Genomic DNA, 18,906 nt, shown 5'->3' on the forward strand with positions numbered 1-18,906 from the left:
CCGCCGAAGCCCCAACTAGGGTGCGGCGAAGGCATTCCGGCACTTGGCCCACCGGCATTGCGATGTCAGTGGCGGGTGCCACAGTGGGGGAGTGAGCAACACCGCCACGGGCAGTCCCGTCGAGGACAGGAGGGGGTGATGAACGGCGTGTCCGGTACCGGTTCCGTTGTCGGCGAGGAATGGGGTGCGCGCGCCGCGCGCTCCCGGGCCCTCGCCGTCCTCCGCGTCCGGGGCAGGGCGCTGGGCCTCGCGGTGCTCCCCGCCGCCGTGGCCGTCGTCCTGTACGCGGGCGGGGTCACCGGCCACTTCACCGGAGCGGCCTGGGACACGGCCCGCTGGGTCGTGACCGTCCTCGCCGTCGTCGTGCTCCTCGCCGCGACGGTCGTCGCCCTCGTCGTCGCCCGGGCCCGTCCGGCCGCCACGCCGACGGTGGAGCTCGCCGAGTCCGCCGCCCCCGATCTGTACCGGCTCGTCCGCGACCTGGCCGACCGGCTCGGCGTCCCGGCACCCGCCGCGATAGCCCTCACCCCGGACTGCGACAGCTGGCTGGAGGACCGCACCCACCGGGCCCACCGCCTCCACCGGACGTCCGGCGGGGACGGTGCCCCGGTCCTGGTCATAGGCTCGCCCTTCCTGTGGTGGATGCGCGTCGGCGAGCTGCGGGCGGTCCTCGCCCCCGTCGTCGCCGGTACGGGACCGGCCGCCCACCCGGACATAGCCGCGGCCCGCCGCTTCGTCCGCGGACTGGACGCCGCCGTCGCCGTGCCCCGGGTCCCCGGCCTCGACCCGCTCCGCAGGCTCGGCGCCCACGGCGTCGGGCGGGTCGCCCGCGTGCTGCTGCGCGCCTGCCGGGGGCACGCCGCCGAGATGGAGCGCGGGGTCGCCGCGGCCGGCTCGGAGCGCGCCCAGGCCGTGGACTACGGCGTACGGATCGTCGCCCAGGAACAGGTCGGCCTGGCCTACGCGGGCTGGGACCGCCTGCTCACCCGGGTCGCGCTGCCCGCCTGGCGCATGGGCCGCTGGCCCGCCAAGCTCGACGCGGGCGTGGTCTCCGCCCTCACCGAGCTCTCCCGTCGCGACCGGCTCGCGGAGGGCTTCTCCTCCCGGCTCGGCGAGCGCCCCGCCTGCGACCTCCTGGAGGAGCCCGGCGCCGTCGACGAGGCCGCCTCGCTGCTCGCCGCCCGCCTCTTCCACGGCGGCCCCGCCGAGCCCGGCCCCGACTGGGCCCCGGTGGAGTGGAGCCAGTACCCGGAGGAGGTCGTCGACCGGAAGTGGCGCACCGACGCGGCCCGCCTGCACCAGGTCCTCGACGGCCTCGGCGTGGCCGCCCCCGCCGCCGGACCGGCCTCCGGCGCGGCCGGCCCGACCCTGACCCGCGTGATGGACCACCTGACGACCCCCCGCCCCGAAAACGATCCCGATCCCGATCCCGATTCCGGTCTCGGTCCCGCTCCCGGGCGCACCATCGACGCCGGGGAGTCCGGGCCGGAGCGCGGCACCGACGCCGACGAGGCCGGGCGCACCACCGACGCCGACGGACCCGGCCCCCTGCGCGCCACCGGCACCGGCCCCGACGGTCCGGAGCTCCCGGCCGCCCCGGCCGACCCCGCCGCCACCGTCGAGTCCGCGCCCGAGCCCCTGCCCGGCGCCCCCGCCGCCCCTGCCGAAGAGCCCGACCTCGCCCTGGCCCTCTCCGACGGCTCCGAGGAGGACGACGACGAACCGGTCAATCCCGCCGCCGAGGCGCTCGCCGGGGCGCTCAGCGCGCTCCTCGCGCGCGAGGAGGCGGCCCGGGAGGCCCGGGTCGCCGCGGCGGCCGAGACGGCTCGCGCCACCGACAAGGGCGACCGGGCCGACACCGTCGCCCCCGACGCCGTCAGCGGCCCCGACGGACCCCTGCCGCTGTTCCCGCTCCAGCCGCCCCGTACCGGCCGCGACCTGCTCGCCGACCACGTGACCGCGATGGTCTGCTGTGCGGCCGTGGACACCGCCGAGGCCGCTCCGGGGCTCGACTGGCTCGACGGGCCCGCCCTGCTCGTCGGCGGCGAGCGCGCGGCGGACCTCGGGCCCCGGGTCCTCGCGCTCGTCGAGGACGGCGACCCGGAGCCGCTGCGGGCCTGGCTCGCCCGCACCGGGGTGCGCCCGGAGAAGCCCGTACGCCTGGTCTGAGGCCCCCTCGAAAGGGCGTCGGCCGGAGGACCGGCTTCCACTCTCGTCAATTCACGACGAACGGTGACGGAGTGCGTGCGTTATGTGATGTGCTGGAGACCGGCACTGACCGAGGCACGAACCACGGGCACGCGTCACGCGGACGCATCGCCGACACGCACCACGGGAACGCATCAGAGGCACTGACCGGCCGACCGGGGGAGTCGAGGGAGGGGCGCACATGGGGGCGGAGCAGATCAGACGGTGGGAGTCGGGTGCGCTCGCGCACGCCGTCTCCGATCCCTTCGGCCAGGGCCCGCTGCCCTGGCTGCGCGGCTCGGAGAACTACTTCGACGGCACCGGCCAGATGGTCCCCTGGTACGCGGACGAGATCCTGGCCCGCGGCGGCAGCGGCGGGCCGCGCACGGCGGACGACGTCCGGCGCCAGATCAAGGGCTTCGCGTCGGGCGGGGCCGTGGCGCCGGGCGAGTCGATCGATTTCCACATCACCGTGGACCCGCCGCAGCAGTTCTCGGTCGACGTCTATCGGATCGGGCACTACGGCGGCGACGGCGCCGCGAAGATCACCACCAGCCCGCGCCTCTCCGGGATCGTCCAGCCGGCCCCGCTGACCGCCGACCGCACGGTCTCCTGTCACCACTGGTGGCAGTCCTGGCGGCTGCAGGTCCCCACGTACTGGTCGATCGGCGCGTACGTCGCCGTCCTCACCACCGTCGACGGCCACCGCTCGCACATCCCCTTCACGGTCCGCGACGACCACCCGGCGGACCTGCTGCTCGTCCTCCCGGACGTGACGTGGCAGGCGTACAACCTCTACCCGGAGGACGGCCACACCGGCGCCAGCCTCTACCACGCCTGGGACGAGGAGGGCCGGCTGCTCGGCGAGGAGGAGGCGGCCACCACCGTCTCCTTCGACCGTCCGTACGCGGGCGCGGGCCTGCCCCTGCACGTCGGGCACGCCTACGACTTCATCCGCTGGGCCGAGCGCTACGGCTACGACCTGGCCTACGCGGAGACCCGCGACCTGCACGCCGGGCGGGTCGACCCGAGCCGCTACCGGGGCCTCGTCTTCCCGGGCCACGACGAGTACTGGTCGGCGCCGATGCGCCGGACCGTCGAACTCGCCCGTGACCAGGGCACCTCGCTCGTCTTCCTGTCCGCCAACACCATGTACTGGCAGGTGGAGCTCGCCCCTTCGGCGTCCGGGGTGCCGGACCGCCTCCTCACCTGCCGCAAGCGGCGCGGTCCCGGCCGTCCCGCGCTCTGGCGCGAGGTCGACCGGCCCGAGCAGCAGCTCCTCGGCATCCAGTACGCGGGCCGGGTGCCCGAACCGACCCCGCTGGTCGTGCGGAACGCCGACCACTGGCTCTGGGAGGCCACCGGCGCGGGCGACGGCGACGAGCTCCCGGGCCTGGTCGCGGGCGAGGCCGACCGCTACTTCCCGCGCACCGCGCTGCCGGAGCACCAGGGCCGCATCCTGCTCGCGCACTCGCCCTACCGGGACGGCGAGGGGGCGCTCCGCCACCAGGAGACCTCCCTCTACCGGGCCCCGTCCGGCGCCTGGGTCTTCGCGTCCGGGACGTTCGCCTGGTCACCGGCGCTGGACCGGCCGGGCCACGTCGACGCCCGGGTCCAGCGCGCCACCGCGAACCTCCTCGACCGGATCTGCAAGAGGGACTGAGGGCCGTGGGGAACCGGGCGGCAAGAAGGGCCGAGAAACGAGGGGACCGGACCGCAAGGGGGGACTGAGCGGGGGGTCACAGGGCCTCGCGGGCGGGCCCGCCCGGATGTGCGAGAGAATCGGACTCGCTCCTGGATCAACCTACGCGGAGGAACCGTGTCCGGATTCGTAGAAAAGCCCGAGCCCGTCCAGGTCCCGGGCCTCACCCATCTCCACACGGGCAAGGTCCGCGACCTGTACCGGAACGAGGCGGGCCACCTCGTCATGGTGGCGAGCGACCGCATGTCGGCCTACGACTGGGTGCTGCCCACCGAGATCCCCGACAAGGGCCGGGTGCTCACCCAGCTCTCCCTGTGGTGGTTCGACAAGCTCGCCGACCTGGTCCCGAACCACGTGCTCTCCACCGACCTGCCGGCCGGCGCCCCCGCCGACTGGGCGGGGCGCACCCTCGTCTGCAAGCCGCTGAACATGGTCCCGGTCGAGTGCGTGGCCCGCGGTTACCTCACCGGCTCCGGACTGCTGGAGTACGACGAGTCCCGCACGGTCTGCGGTCTCGCCCTGCCCGAGGGCCTGACCGACGGCTCCGAGCTGCCCGCGCCGATCTTCACCCCGGCGACCAAGGCCGCCGTCGGCGACCACGACGAGAACGTGTCGTACGAGGAGGTCGCCCGCCAGGTCGGCGCCGAGACGGCCGCGCTGCTGCGCCAGACGACCCTCGCCGTCTACTCCCGGGCCCGGGACATCGCCCGTGACCGGGGGATCGTCCTGGCCGACACGAAGTTCGAGTTCGGCTTCGAGAGCACCCCGGACGGCGACCGCCTGATCATCGCCGACGAGGTCCTCACGCCGGACTCCTCGCGCTTCTGGCCGGCCTCCGAGTGGGAGCCGGGCCGCGCCCAGCCCTCGTACGACAAGCAGATCGTGCGGAACTGGCTGACCTCGTCGGCCTCCGGCTGGGACCGCAGGAGCGAGCAGCCGCCGCCGGCCCTGCCGCGGGAGGTCGTGGAGAAGACCAGCGCCAAGTACATCGAGGCGTACGAGCTCCTGACCGGCACCTCCTGGTCCTAGTCCCGGGCCGGCCCCGGCCCTGGTCCTGGGTCGGCCCGGTCCCGAGAACGAGAAAGCCCCCGGTCGATTCGACCGGGGGCTTCTTCATGGAGCGGACGACGAGATTCGAACTCGCGACCCTCACCTTGGCAAGGTGATGCTCTACCAACTGAGCCACGTCCGCATGCGCCGTAGCGCGCTGCTAACTATACCCAACGTCGCGCGTGCTCGTGACACACCGCCGTGTGGGGCCCTTCACACCTTCCGGGAACACGACGAAGGCCCCGGTTCCTGAGAACCGGGGCCTTCGTACTCCCTGAGCGGACGACGAGATTCGAACTCGCGACCCTCACCTTGGCAAGGTGATGCTCTACCAACTGAGCCACGTCCGCATTGCTCCCGACCGGCTTTCACCGGGCGGTGCGAGCACCACTCTACCTGATGCACCGGAGTGCTCGGTAACGCGATGCAGAGCGGGTGACAGGGATCGCACACTGCGCCTTCCCCCTGGAAGGGGGCTGTTCTACTACTGAACTACACCCGCACGCTGCTGGGGACTCGGCTTTTCGGCCTCGCCCCTCGGCGTGATCCAGACTCTACCGGATCATGGGGGGTGTCATGCAAATCGGCTCCGACCGAGGCCCGCCTCCGGACCTCCGGCCGGGCCCGCCCCCCCCGTGGGCCCCCGCTCAGCTCGCCGCGCGGAAGGCCTCGTAGACGCGCTTCGGGATCCGGCCGCGGGCGGGGACCTCCATCTTGTGGGACTGGGCCCAGGCGCGGACCGCCGCCGGGTCGGGGGCGAGGGCGGTGTGCGTGTACGAGTCGGCCGCGACGCTCCGGCCGGCCGTCGCCCGGGCCGACAGCTTGCGGCCGGCGGCGAGGTAGGGCGCGAGGGCCTTGCGGAGTTTCTTTGCATTGGCAGCATTCAGGTCGATCTCGTACATCTTCCCGTCCAGACCGAACGCGACCGTTTCAGCCGCTTCTCCGCCGTCGATGTCGTCGGAGAGAGTGACCACCACACGCTGAGCCACGGATATCGGTCCTTTCCTGCGGCCGCCGCGGTCACGAGGACGCTTGTGGCGCCCCTGACGTGCGGCGATGCCGACCGTACGGCTGTGCCGGGACAATGCTGATTTCTTCTGGATTCCTTTGTACAGCGGTGGGCGTCGCATTGTGAAGCCCCGTCATTTTTTTGAGCGTGTCCCGGCGCAATGGGATCCGCGATATTTCACTCGAATTTTGTGCGGGGCACGTGTCGGGCGGTCGGACGGCGTTCGTGTGACGCACACCGCTCTGAACCGGTCTTTTGTAGGATCCTTCAGATCTCTACCCGCGTAGAATTTGGAGGCAGGTACGCTGAGGGAACCGCCCACGCAACACACCACCGGGAGTGCCAGTGGCACGCGTCGTAGTCGACGTCATGCTCAAGCCGGAGATCCTCGACCCGCAGGGACAGGCGGTGCAGCGTGCACTGCCCCGCCTCGGGTTCGCCGGAATCGCCGACGTCCGTCAGGGGAAGCGCTTCGAGCTGGAGGTGGAGGGACCGGTCGACGACGCCGCCCTCGCCCGCATCCATGAGATGGCCGAAACCTTCCTTGCCAACACCGTGATCGAAGACTTCGTCGTGAAGGTGGAGTCGTGACCGCACGCATCGGCGTCGTCACGTTCCCCGGCACGCTCGACGACCAGGACGCGCTGCGCGCCGCCCGCCTGGCGGGCGCCGAGCCCGTGTCGCTCTGGCACCGGGACAAGGACCTCAAGCAGGTCGACGCCGTGGTCCTGGCCGGCGGCTTCTCCTACGGCGACTACCTGCGGGCCGGAGCCATCTCCCGCTTCTCGCCGGTGATGGAGACGATCATCGAGCAGGCGAAGGCGGGCATGCCCGTCCTCGGCATCTGCAACGGCTTCCAGATCCTCACCGAGGCCCATCTGCTGCCGGGCGCCATGCTGCGCAACAACCACCTCCACTTCATCTGCCGCGACCAGAAGCTGCGGGTGGAGAACGCGGAGACCGCCTGGACCTCGGACTACACCGAGGGCCAGGAGATCGAGGTCCCGCTCAAGAACATGGACGGCCGGTACGTCGCCGACGAGCGCACGCTCGACGAGCTGGAGGCCGAGGGGCGGGTCGCCTTCCGCTACCTGGACGTGAACCCCAACGGCTCGCTGCGCGACATCGCGGGCATCACCAACGCCGCGGGCAACGTGGTCGGCCTCATGCCGCACCCGGAGCACGCCGTCGAGCCGCTGATCGGCACCGGCAAGACGGACGGCCTCGGTTTCTTCACCTCGATCCTCAAGAAGCTGGTCAACGCCTGATGAGCCTCGACACCGTCAAGCACGCGAGCGAGACGCCGGACAGCGAGCAGCCCTGGAAGGAGCTCGGCCTCAAGGAGGACGAGTACGCGCGCATCCGCGAGATCCTCGGCCGCCGTCCCACCGGCGCCGAGCTCGCCATGTACTCCGTCATGTGGTCCGAGCACTGCTCCTACAAGAGCAGCAAGGTCCACCTGAAGCAGTTCGGCGAGAAGACCCCCGAGAACGACGCCATGCTCGTCGGCATCGGCGAGAACGCGGGCGTCGTCGACGTCGGCCAGGGGTACGCGGTCACCTTCAAGGTCGAGTCGCACAACCACCCCTCGTACATCGAGCCCTACCAGGGCGCGGCCACCGGCGTCGGCGGCATCGTCCGCGACATCCTCGCCATGGGTGCCCGCCCGGTCGCGGTCGTCGACCCGCTGCGCTTCGGCGCGGCCGACCACCCCGACACCAAGCGCGTGCTGCCCGGTGTCGTCGCCGGCATCGGCGGCTACGGCAACTGCCTGGGCCTGCCGAACATCGGCGGCGAGGTCGTCTTCGACTCCTGCTACCAGGGCAACCCGCTGGTCAACGCCGGCTGCATCGGCGTGATGAAGCACGAGGACATCCACCTCGCCAAGGCCTCCGGCCCCGGCAACAAGGTCATCCTGTACGGCGCCCGCACGGGTGGCGACGGCATCGGCGGCGTCTCGGTCCTCGCGTCCGAGACCTTCGACGACACCAAGCCCACCAAGCGCCCCGCCGTCCAGGTCGGCGACCCCTTCCAGGAGAAGCTCCTCATCGAGTGCACCCTGGAGATCTTCAAGGAGAAGCTGGTCGCGGGCATCCAGGACCTCGGCGGCGCCGGGCTCTCCTGCGCCACGTCCGAGCTGGCCTCCGCGGGCTCCGGCGGCATGCGGGTCGACCTCGACCTGGTGCACCTGCGCGACGCGACGCTCTCGCCCGAGGAGATCCTCATGAGCGAGTCGCAGGAGCGCATGTGCGCGATCGTCGAGCCCGGGCACGTCGACCGCTTCCTGGAGATCTGCGAGAAGTGGGACGTCATCGCCACCGTCATCGGTGAGGTGACCGAGGGCGAGCGCCTGGAGATCTTCTGGCACGGCGAGCAGATCGTCGACGTGCCGCCGCGCTCCGTCGCCCACGAGGGCCCGACCTACCACCGGCCGTTCGCGCGCCCGGACTGGCAGGACGCCCTCCAGGCCGACGACGCCGGCAAGCTCCCCCGGCCGCAGAGCGGCGCCGAGCTGAAGGACCAGGTCCTCAAGCTCGTCTCCTCGCCGAACCAGGCCTCCAAGTCCTGGATCACGGACCAGTACGACCGGTTCGTGCAGGGCAACACGGTCCTGGCGCAGCCCGAGGACGCGGGCATGGTCCGCATCGACGAGGAGACCAACCTCGGCGTGGCCATGGCGACCGACGGCAACGGCCGGTACGCCAAGCTCGACCCGTACACGGGCGCGCAGCTCGCGCTGGCGGAGGCGTACCGCAACGTCGCCGCCTCCGGCGCCAAGCCGCTGGCGATCTCGGACTGCCTGAACTTCGGTTCGCCCGAGGACCCGGCCGTGATGTGGCAGTTCGCCGAGGCCACCCGTGGCCTCGCGGACGGCTGCCTCCAGCTGGGCACCCCGGTGACCGGCGGCAACGTGTCGCTGTACAACCAGACCGGTGAGGTCGCGATCCACCCGACGCCCGTCGTGGCCGTCCTCGGTGTGATCGACGACGTCGACCGCCGCACCCCGATCGCCTTCGCGGAAGAGGGCCAGCTCCTCTACCTGCTCGGCGACACCAAGGAGGAGTTCGGCGGTTCGGCCTGGTCCGAGGTGATCCACCAGCACCTCGGCGGCATGCCGCCGGCCGTGGACCTCGACCGGGAGAAGCTGCTCGGCGACATCCTGATCTCGGCCTCCCGCGACGGCATGATCGACGCGGCGCACGACCTGTCCGACGGCGGACTCGTCCAGGCGGTCGTCGAGTCCTGCCTGCGCGGCGGGAACGGCGCGCGCCTGGTCGTCCCGGAGGGCCTGGACGCGTTCACGTTCCTCTTCAGCGAGTCGGCCGGCCGTGCGGTCGTCGCCGTCCCGCGCAGCGAGGAGCTCCGCTTCACCGACATGTGCGGCGCCCGCGGCCTGCCGGCGACCCGCATCGGTGTCGTCGACGGCGACGCGGTGGACGTGCAGGGCGAGTTCGCGCTCTCCCTCACGGAGCTGCGCGAGGCGCACGAGGCGACGATCCCGGGCCTGCTGGCCTGATCGGTCCCGTACGGAACGGAGCCCCCGCCCGGGAAGGGCGGGGGCTCCGTGCTGTCAGCCGGTGCCCCAGAAGGAGTCCGTCTCCGTGAGGTCGGCGACGCACTCGTCGATGTCGGAGATCTTGCCGCCGATGATCGTGAAGAAGAGACCGCCCTTCATCTCGATGCCCCGGTCGCCCTTGTCGGCGTACCACGTGTGGACGGACATGGCGTGGCCCCGGCCGTCCGGGTAGACGTCCTCGAGCCTCACGCGGAAGGTGCGGTCGGTCAGCTCGGAGAGCTTCGCGTAATGGTCCAGGACGTTGTCCCGGCCCTTGAAGTGCCCGGACATCTGGCTCTCGCCGGGCGCATGGTGGGTGCAGTCGCTGGTCATCAGGGAGGTGAGCGTCTCCATGTCGCCGGCGGCGAACGCTGCGTACCCCCGGCGCACCAAGGCCGCGTCGGGGTGCTCGTGGTGGGTCATGGTCCCGTCGCCTGCTCTCGCTGCGATTGGCTCCGTTCCTTCCAGTCTCGGGGCTAGCCTCGGGCCATGCCACCTGCCAAGAAGCGCGCCCGCAGTTACGACCCCGCCAGGACCAGGGCGGCCGTCCTGGCCCAGTTCCGGAACGTGCGGGAGGCGGTGACCGCGCTCACGCCCGAGCAGTTGGACGGGCCGACCCGGCTGGGGGAGTGGACGGTGCGGGACCTGGTGGGGCACCTCGCGTGGATGGTCGACTCCGTGCCCCGGCTGCTGGCCGCCCCCGCGCCGGTGGTGCGGGAACTGGCGCTGCTCGACTGGCCGTCGGCGACGGCGGCGGCGGCGGCCGGACGGATCGACGAGCACACGCGCGGGATCGACGTCTCGGACCCGGTCGGGTTGTACGCGCGCGTGGCGGAGGAGTACGAGAGGGCGGTGGCCGGGGCGGCGGACGAGCGGCTCCTGCCGCTGAGCCTCGGCGCCATGACCCTCGCCGACTTCCTCGTCACCCGTGCCGTCGAACTCGTCGTCCACACCGACGACCTGAACGCGGCGACCGGCGCCGGCGTCCCGTACGACCGCCAGGCGCTCGCCGCCTGCACCCGGCTGCTCGCCGACGCGTTCGCGGCGAAGGCGCCGGGCGGAGCGGTCGAGGTGCGGATCCCGCCGTACGCGGTGGTGCAGTGCGTGGAGGGCCCCCGGCACACCCGGGGCACCCCGCCGAACGTGGTGGAGACGGACCCGCTGACCTGGCTGCGGCTGGCGACGGGCCGTACGGAGTGGGCGGCGGAGCTGGAAGGGGCGCACGTCAGCGCGAGCGGCGAACGCGCCGATCTGAAGGACCTCCTGCCCCTGATGGGCTAGACCCCGGAACCGTACGGCCGGCCGTTCCGTCCCATCCCCATGTCGAAGCCACGCGCACTCGTCGTCCTGGTCCCGCTCCTCCTGCTCACCGCCTGCGGCACGGAAGGAGGGGCGGGGAGCGGTGCGGACGCGGGAGAGCCCGACCTGCCCGTCGCCGGCACGCACTGGACGGTCGACGCCGTCACGGTCGACGGCCGCAGGTCGGCCGCGCCCGACGGCGCGCGCGTCGACTTCGGGAAGGACGGCCGGGCCCAGGGGAACGGCGGCTGCAACGCCTTCGGCGCCGCCGTCGCCGTGAAGGGGGACACCCTCACCGTCACCCCCGAGGAGACCACCACGATGGCCTGCTCCCACGACCGGGGCGGCTTCGAGCCGGAGTTCCTGAAGGCCTTCTCCGGCTCGCTGAAGGGCACCCTGAAGGGCGACGACCTGCGGTTGACCTCGTCCGACGGGCGCAACAGCGTGGAGCTGTCGGCCGAGGAGGAGGCCCCGCTGCGGGGCACCACCTGGAAGGTCGACGGGCTGGTCTCGGGGGGCACGGCGTCCTCCCTGCCCGCCGGCGGCGGGACCAAGGCGCGGATCGTCCTCGGCGCCGACGGCCGGGCCACCGGAAACCTGGGCTGCAACAACTTCTCCGCGGCCGTCCGCGTGGACGAGAAGGCCCGGACCCTCACCGTCGAGGGCCCGGCGGCGACGACCCGGATGATCTGCACGCCCCCGCAGATGACACTGGAGACGCGGCTGTACGAGCTCCTCGACGGCCCGCTGACCTATCGGCTGAACCACCGAACGCTGACCCTCGTCGACGCCTCCGGCGAGGGCCTCACTGCGACCGCGACCGCCCGCTGAACGGACGCCGACTGCGGCGTCCGTCACATCGCGGGACCGCCCCGGGCCTGGTACGAGCGTCCGCTCGCCGGTGCCCGGGGGCCGGAATCCCTTACGCCGCCTGCTTCGTGGGCCCCTCCAAGCGGCAATCGATCATTTGGTGCGATCGCACGAGTGTCGACGCCTCCGCATTTCCTCAATTCGGACCAGTGGTCGAGCCCGTCTACACTCGGAAACGTGCCACGCGGAGACGGTCGACTCAATCACGATCTGCTCCCCGGTGAGAAAGGCCCCCAGGACGCTTGTGGCGTCTTCGGTGTCTGGGCTCCGGGTGAAGAGGTCGCAAAGCTCACGTACTTCGGGCTCTACGCCCTCCAGCATCGGGGTCAGGAATCCGCGGGAATCGCGGTCAGCAATGGCTCCCAGATCCTCGTCTTCAAGGACATGGGACTCGTCTCCCAGGTCTTCGACGAGACTTCTCTCGGTTCCCTCCAGGGTCATATCGCGGTCGGTCACGCCCGCTACTCGACCACCGGGGCCTCCGTGTGGGAGAACGCGCAGCCGACCTTCCGGGCGACCGCCCACGGCTCGATCGCGCTCGGCCACAACGGCAACCTGGTGAACACGGCGCAGCTCGCCGAGATGGTCGCCGACCTGCCCAAGAAGGAAGGCCGCGCGACCCAGGTCGCCGCCACCAACGACACCGACCTGGTCACCGCGCTCCTCGCGGGCCAGGTGGCCGAGGACGGCACGCCGCTCACCATCGAGCAGGCGGCCGCGAAGGTCCTCCCCGACGTCCGGGGCGCCTTCTCCCTCGTCTTCATGAACGAGCACACGCTCTACGCGGCCCGTGACCCCCAGGGCATCCGCCCGCTGGTCCTCGGCCGGCTGGAGCGCGGCTGGGTGGTCGCGTCCGAGTCCGCCGCCCTCGACATCTGCGGCGCGACCTTCGTCCGCGAGGTCGAGCCGGGCGAGCTGGTCGCGATCGACGAGAACGGCATCCGCACCTCGCGATTCGCGGAAGCGAAGCCCAAGGGCTGTGTCTTCGAGTACGTGTACCTGGCCCGTCCCGACACCGACATCGCCGGGCGGAACGTGTACCTCTCCCGCGTGGAGATGGGCCGCCGCCTCGCGAAGGAGGCGCCGGTCGAGGCCGACCTGGTGATAGCGACGCCGGAGTCCGGCACCCCGGCCGCCATCGGCTACGCCGAGGCCTCGGGCATCCCCTTCGGCGCCGGCCTGGTGAAGAACGCCTACGTCGGGCGCACCTTCATCCAACCCTCCCAGACCATCCGCCAGCTGGGCATCCGGCTGAAGCTGAACCCCCTCAAGGAAGTCATCAAGGGGAAGAAGCTCGTGGTCGTCGACGACTCGATCGTCCGCGGCAACACCCAGCGCGCCCTGGTCCGGATGCTCCGCGAGGCCGGTGCGGCCGAGGTCCACATCCGGATCTCCTCGCCGCCGGTCAAGTGGCCCTGTTTCTTCGGCATCGACTTCGCGACCCGCGCGGAGCTGATCGCCAACGGGATGTCGGTCGAGGAGATCGGCAAGTCGCTGGGCGCGGACTCGCTCTCGTACATCTCCCTGGAGGGGATGATCGAGGCGACCACGATCCAGAAGCCGAACCTCTGCCGTGCCTGCTTCGACGGCGAGTACCCGATGGAGCTGCCGGACCCCGAGCTGCTCGGCAAGCAGCTCCTGGAGACCGAGCTGGCCGCCGGCCCGGCCGCCACCGCGGCCTCCGAGGCCCTCCGTCGCCCGTAAGACCCCGCTGCACACCCGCAGTACGACACGAAAGCTCTGAACCCATGTCTCAGACCGACAGTGCCGCAGGCGGCGCCAGCTACGCGTCCGCGGGCGTCGACATCGAAGCGGGCGACCGCGCCGTCGAGCTCATGAAGGAGTGGGTGAAGAAGACGCAGCGCCCCGAGGTCCTCGGTGGCCTCGGCGGTTTCGCCGGGCTCTTCGACGCCTCCGCCCTCAAGCGCTACGAGCGCCCGCTGCTCGCCTCGGCGACCGACGGCGTCGGCACGAAGGTCGACATCGCCCGCCAGATGGGCGTGTACGACACGATCGGCCACGACCTGGTCGCGATGGTCATGGACGACATCGTCGTCTGCGGCGCCGAGCCGCTCTTCATGACGGACTACATCTGCGTCGGCAAGGTCCACCCCGAGCGGGTCGCCGCCATCGTGAAGGGCATCGCCGAGGGCTGTGTCCTGGCCGGCTGCGCCCTGGTCGGCGGCGAGACGGCGGAGCACCCGGGCCTCCTCGGCCCGGACGACTTCGACGTCGCCGGCGCGGGCACGGGCGTCGTGGAGCACGACCGGCTGCTCGGCGCGGACCGCATCCGTACGGGGGACGCGGTCATCGCCATGGCGTCCTCGGGCCTTCACTCCAACGGGTACTCGCTCGTCCGGCACGTGGTCTTCGACCGCGCCGGCATGACCCTCGACCAGCGCGTCGAGGAGCTCGGCCGGACGCTCGGCGAGGAGCTGCTGGAGCCCACGAAGATCTACTCGCTGGACTGCCTGGCCCTCACCCGGACCACGGACGTCCACGCCTTCAGCCACATCACGGGCGGCGGCCTCGCCGCCAACCTGGCGCGGGTGATCCCGGACGGGCTGCACGCCACGGTCGACCGCTCGACCTGGACGCCGGGCGCGATCTTCGACCTGGTCGGCAAGGCCGGTCAGGTGGAGCGCCTGGAGCTGGAGAAGACCCTCAACATGGGCGTCGGCATGATGGCCGTCGTGCCGGCCGAGTCCGTGGACGTGGCCCTGGCGACCCTGGAGGACCGCGGGGTCGAGGCCTGGGTCGCGGGCGAGATCACCGAGCGCGGGGCGCACACGACCGGTGCGGAGCTGGTCGGCACGTATGCGCGTTAGGAACGTCGCGAAGTAGGAAGTGCGGCGGGGCGCTCCCGAGGGGGCGCCCCGTTCGCGTACCCGCTTCCGCCGTGATCGGCGTGCGGACAGCACAGAAACCCGGCCGGGTGGCCCCGGTCCGGGTTTCGGTGATTCAGAAGGTCAAGCGCGACGCGGGGACGTGCTCGGACCGGACTCGTCGTCCTCGTCCTCGTCGTCCGTGTTGTAGAGATCCGCGTACTGGGCGTACGGGTCGTCTTCCTCGTCGTCGTCCTCGAACGGCTCGCCATTCGGCGGCTGACTCGAAGTCGAAGCGCCCAGCTCATTGGCCAGACGCGTCAGGTCTGTCCCGCCGCTGCTGTACTTCAGCTGGCGGGCGACCTTGGTCTGCTTGGCCTTTGCCCGGCCGCGCCCCATGGCTCGACCCCCTCGGTGACGGGGCTCGTCGGCCCCAGAGTCTTGACACGCGTTCATGATTCGGAACGGACTCTCGACAGAGAGACCGGTCCGTAGGGCTTCAACGGTACCTGTTTCCGTGGGTCTACGGTACGCCGCGCGCATCACATACCCCGGTACAGAACCATCGAGGTGCCCTTTCCTCGCTGGTCAATCGCGATTTTAACCTCTTCTGGAGTGCCGACCCGCCGGGAGGCGTGAGCGAAGTCTCCCCGGCGACGGGCCGGCCCTCCGTCCCGTCCTGCCCCGCGGATCAGCGGCGGCGGGCGTCCGCCATCCGCTGCTCGGCGATCCGGTCGGCCGCCGCGGCCGGCGGAATGCCGTCTGCCTTCGCACGTGCGAAGATCTCCAGGGTGGTGTCGAAGATCTTCGTCGCCTTCGCCTTGCAGCGGTCGAAGTCGAAGCCGTTCAGCTCGTCGGCGACCTGGATCACGCCACCGGCGTTGACCACGTAGTCGGGCGCGTAGAGGATCCCGCGCTCCACGAGGTCCTTCTCGATGCCCGGGTGGGCGAGCTGGTTGTTGGCCGCGCCGCAGACGATGCTCGCGGTCATGAACGGCACGGTCTCCTCGTTCAGGGCACCGCCCAGCGCGCAGGGCGCGTAGACGTCGAGGCCCTCGACGCGGATCAGCGCGTCCGTGTCGGCGACCACGGCGACCTGCGGGTGCTCGTCGGTGATCCGGCGCACCGACTCCTCGCGCACGTCGGTGATCACGACCTCGGCGCCGTCCTCCAGGAGGTGCTCGACGAGGTAGTGGCCGACCTTGCCGACGCCCGCGACGCCGACCTTGCGGCCGCGCAGGGTCGGGTCGCCCCAGAGGGTCTGCGCGGCGGCGCGCATGCCCTGGAAGACGCCGAAGGCGGTGAGGACGGAGGAGTCGCCGGCGCCGCCGTTCTCGGGGGAGCGGCCGGTGGTCCACTGGTTGGTGCGGGCGACGACGTCCATGTCGGCGACGTAGGTGCCGACGTCGCAGGCCGTGACGTAGCGGCCGCCGAGGGAGGCGACGAAGCGGCCGTAGGCGAGGAGGAGCTCCTCGGTCTTGATCTTCTCCGGGTCGCCGATGATGACGGCCTTGCCGCCGCCCAGGTCGAGTCCGGCCATGGCGTTCTTGTACGACATGCCGCGCGACAGGTTGAGCGCGTCGGCGATCGCCTCGGCCTCGGTGGCGTACGGGTAGAAGCGGGTGCCGCCGAGGGCGGGGCCCAGGGCGGTGGAGTGGAGGGCGATGACGGCCTTGAGGCCGGTGGCGCGGTCCTGACAGAGGACGACCTGCTCGTGGCCACCCTGCTCCGAGTGGAACAGGGTGTTCAGTACGTCGCCAGGAACGCCGGTCACATCGGTCACGGTGGTGACTCCCAAGTACGAAGCGGCGGTTTCGGCCCTCCCTGCGGGTGGGGGAGGACCAGTTCGGCACGAGGGTAAGTCCTACCTGGGCGTAGATCGGCCGCAGTGCTGAGGATCACCCCTTCCGGGGGTACCTCCGTGGAAGGATCTGCGACATGTCGGTCGCCCCCACGGTCCCCGTTCCCTACGCGTCCTACCTGCGGGTCTACGAGCCGCTGGCCGCGTTCCCCGAGCCGGAGCGGTCCCACTGGGCGCGGTACGCGCGCCGGTCGCGCGTCCCGGGGGCGCAGGAGGAGTTGCGCCGCTCGCTCGCGGACCTGCTGCCGACGCCGCCGGTGCCGGTGCCGGTCCACGAGAGCGGGGAGGCCTTCGTCGCGCACCTGGACGGGGTGGTGGTGATCTGCCCGTGGCGGACCCGGCTGCGCGGTTGGCTGGCCCTGGAGGAGCTGGTGGCCGGCCCGTATCCGGCGGCGGTGCTGGACGCGATGCTGCCGCCGGTGGTGCGCGCCCAGGTGGCGAGCGACTACGAGCGCTGGCTGAGCCGGAACCCGGACGCGCGGCCGTGGATCCGCACGGGGGTCTGGCACGTGCCGCTGCGCTGGTTCGCGCTCTTCGGGGACGAGGACCGGGAGTACGAGCCGGGAGACCCCGGGAGCACGGTCGCGGGCCGCGCTCCGGTGCTGCGCTACCGGACGACGATGGCCCAGGCGCGGCGGCGTCTCGCGCGGGCGCTCAAGGCGCTGCGGGAGTCGATCGACGACGGTCCGATGACGCGGGGTCTGGTCGAGGTGGGGCGCTGGCTGGAGGAGTTCCATCCGCGGGCGCTCGTGGAGCTGGACTTCGGCGGTCTGGTGCACGCGGTGCCGGCCCGGTGGCTGGCGGAGGACCGGTCGGCGGCCCAGCTGGCGGAGGGGATCGCGGCGTTGCGGGACGGGGACGGCGAGGCGGCGAGCGAGGTGTACGGGCGGCTCGCGGAGCGCTGGCGGGCCGTCAGGGACCTGCGTTTCGCGAACTGACACCAGTCGGACAAGTTCGTCAGGTCGGTATCGACAAGACATGTCCGACGGGTGTAAATGATCTTCGGGACGGTGGCCGGTTTCGATGGCCGGTTCGATGTCCGTACGGGCGGCCGGGGCTTTTGCGCCGGTGGTGTGAGGACGTTGGTCCCGATCCGGGCCTTTGGCTCAAGCGTGACGGACAGCACGTAACGCACCCTTGCGCCCAACACCCACCCTCGTGCCAAAATAGGACAAGGAGTCCGGGGAGGGTTCCTTCCGCCCAAGTTCGGGCGGAACGCTCAGCATTGCACTCTATGGGGGGTCTGAGGACTCCTGATCGCTCTGTGACTGATCGTCACAGTGGCGTGACTGTCCGTTATGGCATGGTCAGTCGACTTCCGCCGCTGATGAACACCTGCGAGGGCAATTCCATCGGTTTGGCCGACGCGGCTGGACGGATGGTGTAGTTGTAGTGCCGAGGACAAGCCGTTCGTCCTATAACCGACTCGACCCGCTTCTGCCATTTCGGGCATGGCGGGTCAAGGTGCAGAATTTAGAGGAAAGAACCGAGATAGGTTCGGTTCTCCCGAGGAGGCCGCTCATGACCGCTCGCACCCCTGATGCCGAGCCGCTGCTGACCCCCGCCGAGGTTGCCACGATGTTCCGCGTGGACCCGAAGACGGTGACCCGTTGGGCGAAGGCGGGCAAGCTCACGTCCATCCGCACCCTGGGTGGGCACCGCCGGTATCGCGAGGCAGAGGTTCGTGCCCTGCTGGCGGGCATCCCGCAGCAGCGCAGCGAGGCCTGAGGCCGCGCAGAACCCTGCAGAACCCTGCAACACCCCGTAACACCGGGCCCTTCCGGATCCCCCAATCCGGTCGCCCACCCCTAGTACTGCCGACGGGCTCCTGCCCCAACAGGTCTCCGTCAACGATCGCGCTGGACTCCGCCGGGTCCAGCGCGATCTTTTTGTGCCCGGCGCCACACTCCCTCCGGGGTGGTGCAATTGCACATATTAAATCCGGGTGTTGTAGGGAGGGTGTAAGTGCAGGGGTTTCTGAAACGCTTTCAGTGACACCCGTCACACCGACGAGGTCTTGCCAAGGAACAGCCTCCCACTTCGCGGAACGTCGCCCAACCCGCCGTTGGTCATGGGTCGGTGGGACTTTCGTCCTCGGCGGCGTCCGCCGGCTCCTCGGGCTCCTCGGGCTCCTCGGGCTCCGGGAGCTCCATGGCGAGCAGCAGGAGGCGATGGCAGACCGCGCACCGGCCCGTGAGGTGCCCGTACCGCGACGCGGCCGCCAGATGGGCGCGCAGCAGCGCGTGGGTGTCGTGTCGTGCTGCGGACGCCGCGGCCATGCGCGACCACCTCCGGTGTGGGCCCCCGATCCCCTGATGTCCGGGGTACCGGCGGCCGCGCGGCCCCGTCAAGACACGGGAACACAACGAAGGCCCGCATCTCACGATGCGGGCCTTCGCAGAGGCGATCCTGACGGGACTTGAACCCGCGACCTCCACCTTGACAGGGTGGCGAGCTAACCAACTGCTCCACAGGACCTTGGCTGCGAGACAGACTGTACAGCAGGTCAGGGGGTCTGGTCGAACTCACCGACGGCGAGGTCCCGGT

The 18,906-nt window shown here is 71.2% G+C and carries 17 protein-coding genes and 4 tRNA genes; 12 read left to right on the plus strand and 9 right to left on the minus strand.

Annotation, left to right across the window (positions count from 1 at the left end; translation table 11 throughout):
* The first annotated feature begins 138 nt into the window (after nucleotides 1-138).
* From ACZ66Z_RS32400 to ACZ66Z_RS32410, 3 genes are all read left to right on the plus strand, one after another.
* Nucleotides 139-2,169, plus strand: a complete 2,031-nt coding sequence (locus tag ACZ66Z_RS32400; RefSeq protein ID WP_469939190.1) for a M48 family metalloprotease — start codon at nucleotides 139-141, stop codon at nucleotides 2,167-2,169.
* Nucleotides 2,170-2,389: 220 nt separating this feature from the next.
* Nucleotides 2,390-3,850 (plus strand): N,N-dimethylformamidase beta subunit family domain-containing protein, encoded by a 1,461-nt coding sequence (locus tag ACZ66Z_RS32405; RefSeq protein ID WP_469939191.1) that lies wholly within the window; start codon nucleotides 2,390-2,392, stop codon nucleotides 3,848-3,850.
* A 156-nt stretch (nucleotides 3,851-4,006) separates the two neighbouring features.
* Nucleotides 4,007-4,918, plus strand: a complete 912-nt coding sequence (locus ACZ66Z_RS32410; RefSeq protein ID WP_469939193.1) for a phosphoribosylaminoimidazolesuccinocarboxamide synthase — start codon at nucleotides 4,007-4,009, stop codon at nucleotides 4,916-4,918.
* An 87-nt stretch (nucleotides 4,919-5,005) separates the two neighbouring features.
* On the opposite strand, the gene ACZ66Z_RS32415 is transcribed toward ACZ66Z_RS32410, so the two are convergent.
* From ACZ66Z_RS32415 to ACZ66Z_RS32430, 4 genes are all read right to left on the minus strand, one after another.
* Nucleotides 5,006-5,081 (minus strand) — tRNA-Gly (locus ACZ66Z_RS32415).
* 135 nt (nucleotides 5,082-5,216) lie between these two features.
* Nucleotides 5,217-5,289 (minus strand) — tRNA-Gly (locus ACZ66Z_RS32420).
* Nucleotides 5,290-5,369: 80 nt separating this feature from the next.
* A tRNA-Gly gene (locus ACZ66Z_RS32425) sits at nucleotides 5,370-5,441 on the minus strand.
* A 145-nt stretch (nucleotides 5,442-5,586) separates the two neighbouring features.
* The gene (locus tag ACZ66Z_RS32430) at nucleotides 5,587-5,928 is read right to left on the minus strand and encodes a histone-like nucleoid-structuring protein Lsr2 (RefSeq protein ID WP_469939194.1); all 342 of its coding nucleotides are present in this window, start codon (nucleotides 5,926-5,928) and stop codon (nucleotides 5,587-5,589) included.
* Nucleotides 5,929-6,293: 365 nt separating this feature from the next.
* Between ACZ66Z_RS32430 and purS the strand changes: the two genes are divergently transcribed.
* From purS to purL, 3 genes are read left to right on the plus strand one after another with little or no spacing between them, the layout of a single operon-like run.
* Nucleotides 6,294-6,539, plus strand: coding sequence for a phosphoribosylformylglycinamidine synthase subunit PurS (gene purS / locus ACZ66Z_RS32435; RefSeq protein ID WP_015035032.1), 246 nt, complete (start codon nucleotides 6,294-6,296; stop codon nucleotides 6,537-6,539).
* The gene (gene purQ, locus ACZ66Z_RS32440) at nucleotides 6,536-7,216 is read left to right on the plus strand and encodes a phosphoribosylformylglycinamidine synthase subunit PurQ (protein WP_365225469.1); all 681 of its coding nucleotides are present in this window, start codon (nucleotides 6,536-6,538) and stop codon (nucleotides 7,214-7,216) included. The genes purS and purQ overlap by 4 nt, the downstream gene beginning before the upstream one ends.
* Nucleotides 7,216-9,465 carry a phosphoribosylformylglycinamidine synthase subunit PurL gene (purL, locus tag ACZ66Z_RS32445; RefSeq protein WP_469939195.1) on the plus strand — a complete coding sequence of 750 codons (2,250 nt, stop codon included), beginning with the start codon at nucleotides 7,216-7,218 and terminating at the stop codon, nucleotides 9,463-9,465. Before purQ ends, purL begins: the two co-directional genes overlap by 1 nt.
* A gap of 54 nt (nucleotides 9,466-9,519) precedes the next feature.
* On the opposite strand, the gene ACZ66Z_RS32450 is transcribed toward purL, so the two are convergent.
* Nucleotides 9,520-9,927 (minus strand): nuclear transport factor 2 family protein, encoded by a 408-nt coding sequence (locus tag ACZ66Z_RS32450; RefSeq protein ID WP_469939196.1) that lies wholly within the window; start codon nucleotides 9,925-9,927, stop codon nucleotides 9,520-9,522.
* Between the two features lie 66 nt (nucleotides 9,928-9,993).
* Between ACZ66Z_RS32450 and ACZ66Z_RS32455 the strand changes: the two genes are divergently transcribed.
* The 4 genes from ACZ66Z_RS32455 (at nucleotide 9,994) to purM (ending at nucleotide 14,501) form a co-directional block, all read left to right on the plus strand.
* Complete coding sequence (locus tag ACZ66Z_RS32455; RefSeq protein ID WP_469939197.1) at nucleotides 9,994-10,785, plus strand: maleylpyruvate isomerase family mycothiol-dependent enzyme; 792 nt, start codon at nucleotides 9,994-9,996, stop codon at nucleotides 10,783-10,785.
* Nucleotides 10,786-10,824: 39 nt separating this feature from the next.
* On the plus strand, nucleotides 10,825-11,634 hold the full coding sequence (locus ACZ66Z_RS32460; RefSeq protein WP_469939198.1) for an META domain-containing protein: 810 nt from the start codon (nucleotides 10,825-10,827) through the stop codon (nucleotides 11,632-11,634).
* 216 nt (nucleotides 11,635-11,850) lie between these two features.
* On the plus strand, nucleotides 11,851-13,377 hold the full coding sequence (gene purF, locus ACZ66Z_RS32465) for an amidophosphoribosyltransferase (protein ID WP_469939199.1): 1,527 nt from the start codon (nucleotides 11,851-11,853) through the stop codon (nucleotides 13,375-13,377).
* Between the two features lie 44 nt (nucleotides 13,378-13,421).
* Nucleotides 13,422-14,501, plus strand: coding sequence for a phosphoribosylformylglycinamidine cyclo-ligase (gene purM, locus ACZ66Z_RS32470; protein ID WP_469939200.1), 1,080 nt, complete (start codon nucleotides 13,422-13,424; stop codon nucleotides 14,499-14,501).
* A gap of 141 nt (nucleotides 14,502-14,642) precedes the next feature.
* On the opposite strand, the gene ACZ66Z_RS32475 is transcribed toward purM, so the two are convergent.
* Both ACZ66Z_RS32475 and ACZ66Z_RS32480 read right to left on the minus strand, forming a co-directional pair.
* Nucleotides 14,643-14,897: a DUF3073 domain-containing protein gene (locus ACZ66Z_RS32475; RefSeq protein WP_225804330.1), complete on the minus strand. Its 255-nt coding sequence runs from the start codon at nucleotides 14,895-14,897 to the stop codon at nucleotides 14,643-14,645.
* Nucleotides 14,898-15,189: 292 nt separating this feature from the next.
* Nucleotides 15,190-16,281, minus strand: coding sequence for a Leu/Phe/Val dehydrogenase (locus ACZ66Z_RS32480; protein WP_469939202.1), 1,092 nt, complete (start codon nucleotides 16,279-16,281; stop codon nucleotides 15,190-15,192).
* Between the two features lie 155 nt (nucleotides 16,282-16,436).
* Between ACZ66Z_RS32480 and ACZ66Z_RS32485 the strand changes: the two genes are divergently transcribed.
* Both ACZ66Z_RS32485 and bldC read left to right on the plus strand, forming a co-directional pair.
* Nucleotides 16,437-17,297, plus strand: a complete 861-nt coding sequence (locus ACZ66Z_RS32485) for a DUF8083 family protein (RefSeq protein WP_469939204.1) — start codon at nucleotides 16,437-16,439, stop codon at nucleotides 17,295-17,297.
* Between the two features lie 583 nt (nucleotides 17,298-17,880).
* The gene (gene bldC, locus ACZ66Z_RS32490; protein WP_003949541.1) at nucleotides 17,881-18,087 is read left to right on the plus strand and encodes a developmental transcriptional regulator BldC; all 207 of its coding nucleotides are present in this window, start codon (nucleotides 17,881-17,883) and stop codon (nucleotides 18,085-18,087) included.
* Between the two features lie 341 nt (nucleotides 18,088-18,428).
* Here bldC and ACZ66Z_RS32495 read toward each other — a convergent pair whose 3' ends face one another.
* Together ACZ66Z_RS32495 and ACZ66Z_RS32500 are read right to left on the minus strand one after the other, a co-directional pair.
* Nucleotides 18,429-18,638: a DUF6274 family protein gene (locus ACZ66Z_RS32495; RefSeq protein ID WP_469939206.1), complete on the minus strand. Its 210-nt coding sequence runs from the start codon at nucleotides 18,636-18,638 to the stop codon at nucleotides 18,429-18,431.
* Between the two features lie 125 nt (nucleotides 18,639-18,763).
* Nucleotides 18,764-18,837 (minus strand) — tRNA-Asp (locus tag ACZ66Z_RS32500).
* Between the last annotated feature and the right edge of the window lie 69 nt (nucleotides 18,838-18,906).

The sequence above is a fragment of the Streptomyces sp. NPDC107498 genome (assembly GCF_055582805.1).

Excerpts from the sequence above, each read along its gene's own strand:
- bldC (WP_003949541.1), top strand. The coding sequence starts at position 17,881 with ATGACCGCTCGCACCCCTGATGCCGAGCCGCTGCTGACCCCCGCCGAG.
- ACZ66Z_RS32495 (WP_469939206.1), bottom strand. The coding sequence starts at position 18,638 with ATGGCCGCGGCGTCCGCAGCACGACACGACACCCACGCGCTGCTGCGC.
- purM (WP_469939200.1), top strand. The coding sequence starts at position 13,422 with ATGTCTCAGACCGACAGTGCCGCAGGCGGCGCCAGCTACGCGTCCGCG.
- ACZ66Z_RS32450 (WP_469939196.1), bottom strand. The coding sequence starts at position 9,927 with ATGACCCACCACGAGCACCCCGACGCGGCCTTGGTGCGCCGGGGGTAC.
- ACZ66Z_RS32485 (WP_469939204.1), top strand. The coding sequence starts at position 16,437 with ATGTCGGTCGCCCCCACGGTCCCCGTTCCCTACGCGTCCTACCTGCGG.
- purL (WP_469939195.1), top strand. The coding sequence starts at position 7,216 with ATGAGCCTCGACACCGTCAAGCACGCGAGCGAGACGCCGGACAGCGAG.
- ACZ66Z_RS32475 (WP_225804330.1), bottom strand. The coding sequence starts at position 14,897 with ATGGGGCGCGGCCGGGCAAAGGCCAAGCAGACCAAGGTCGCCCGCCAG.
- ACZ66Z_RS32460 (WP_469939198.1), top strand. The coding sequence starts at position 10,825 with ATGTCGAAGCCACGCGCACTCGTCGTCCTGGTCCCGCTCCTCCTGCTC.
- ACZ66Z_RS32455 (WP_469939197.1), top strand. The coding sequence starts at position 9,994 with ATGCCACCTGCCAAGAAGCGCGCCCGCAGTTACGACCCCGCCAGGACC.
- ACZ66Z_RS32400 (WP_469939190.1), top strand. The coding sequence starts at position 139 with ATGAACGGCGTGTCCGGTACCGGTTCCGTTGTCGGCGAGGAATGGGGT.
- ACZ66Z_RS32405 (WP_469939191.1), top strand. The coding sequence starts at position 2,390 with ATGGGGGCGGAGCAGATCAGACGGTGGGAGTCGGGTGCGCTCGCGCAC.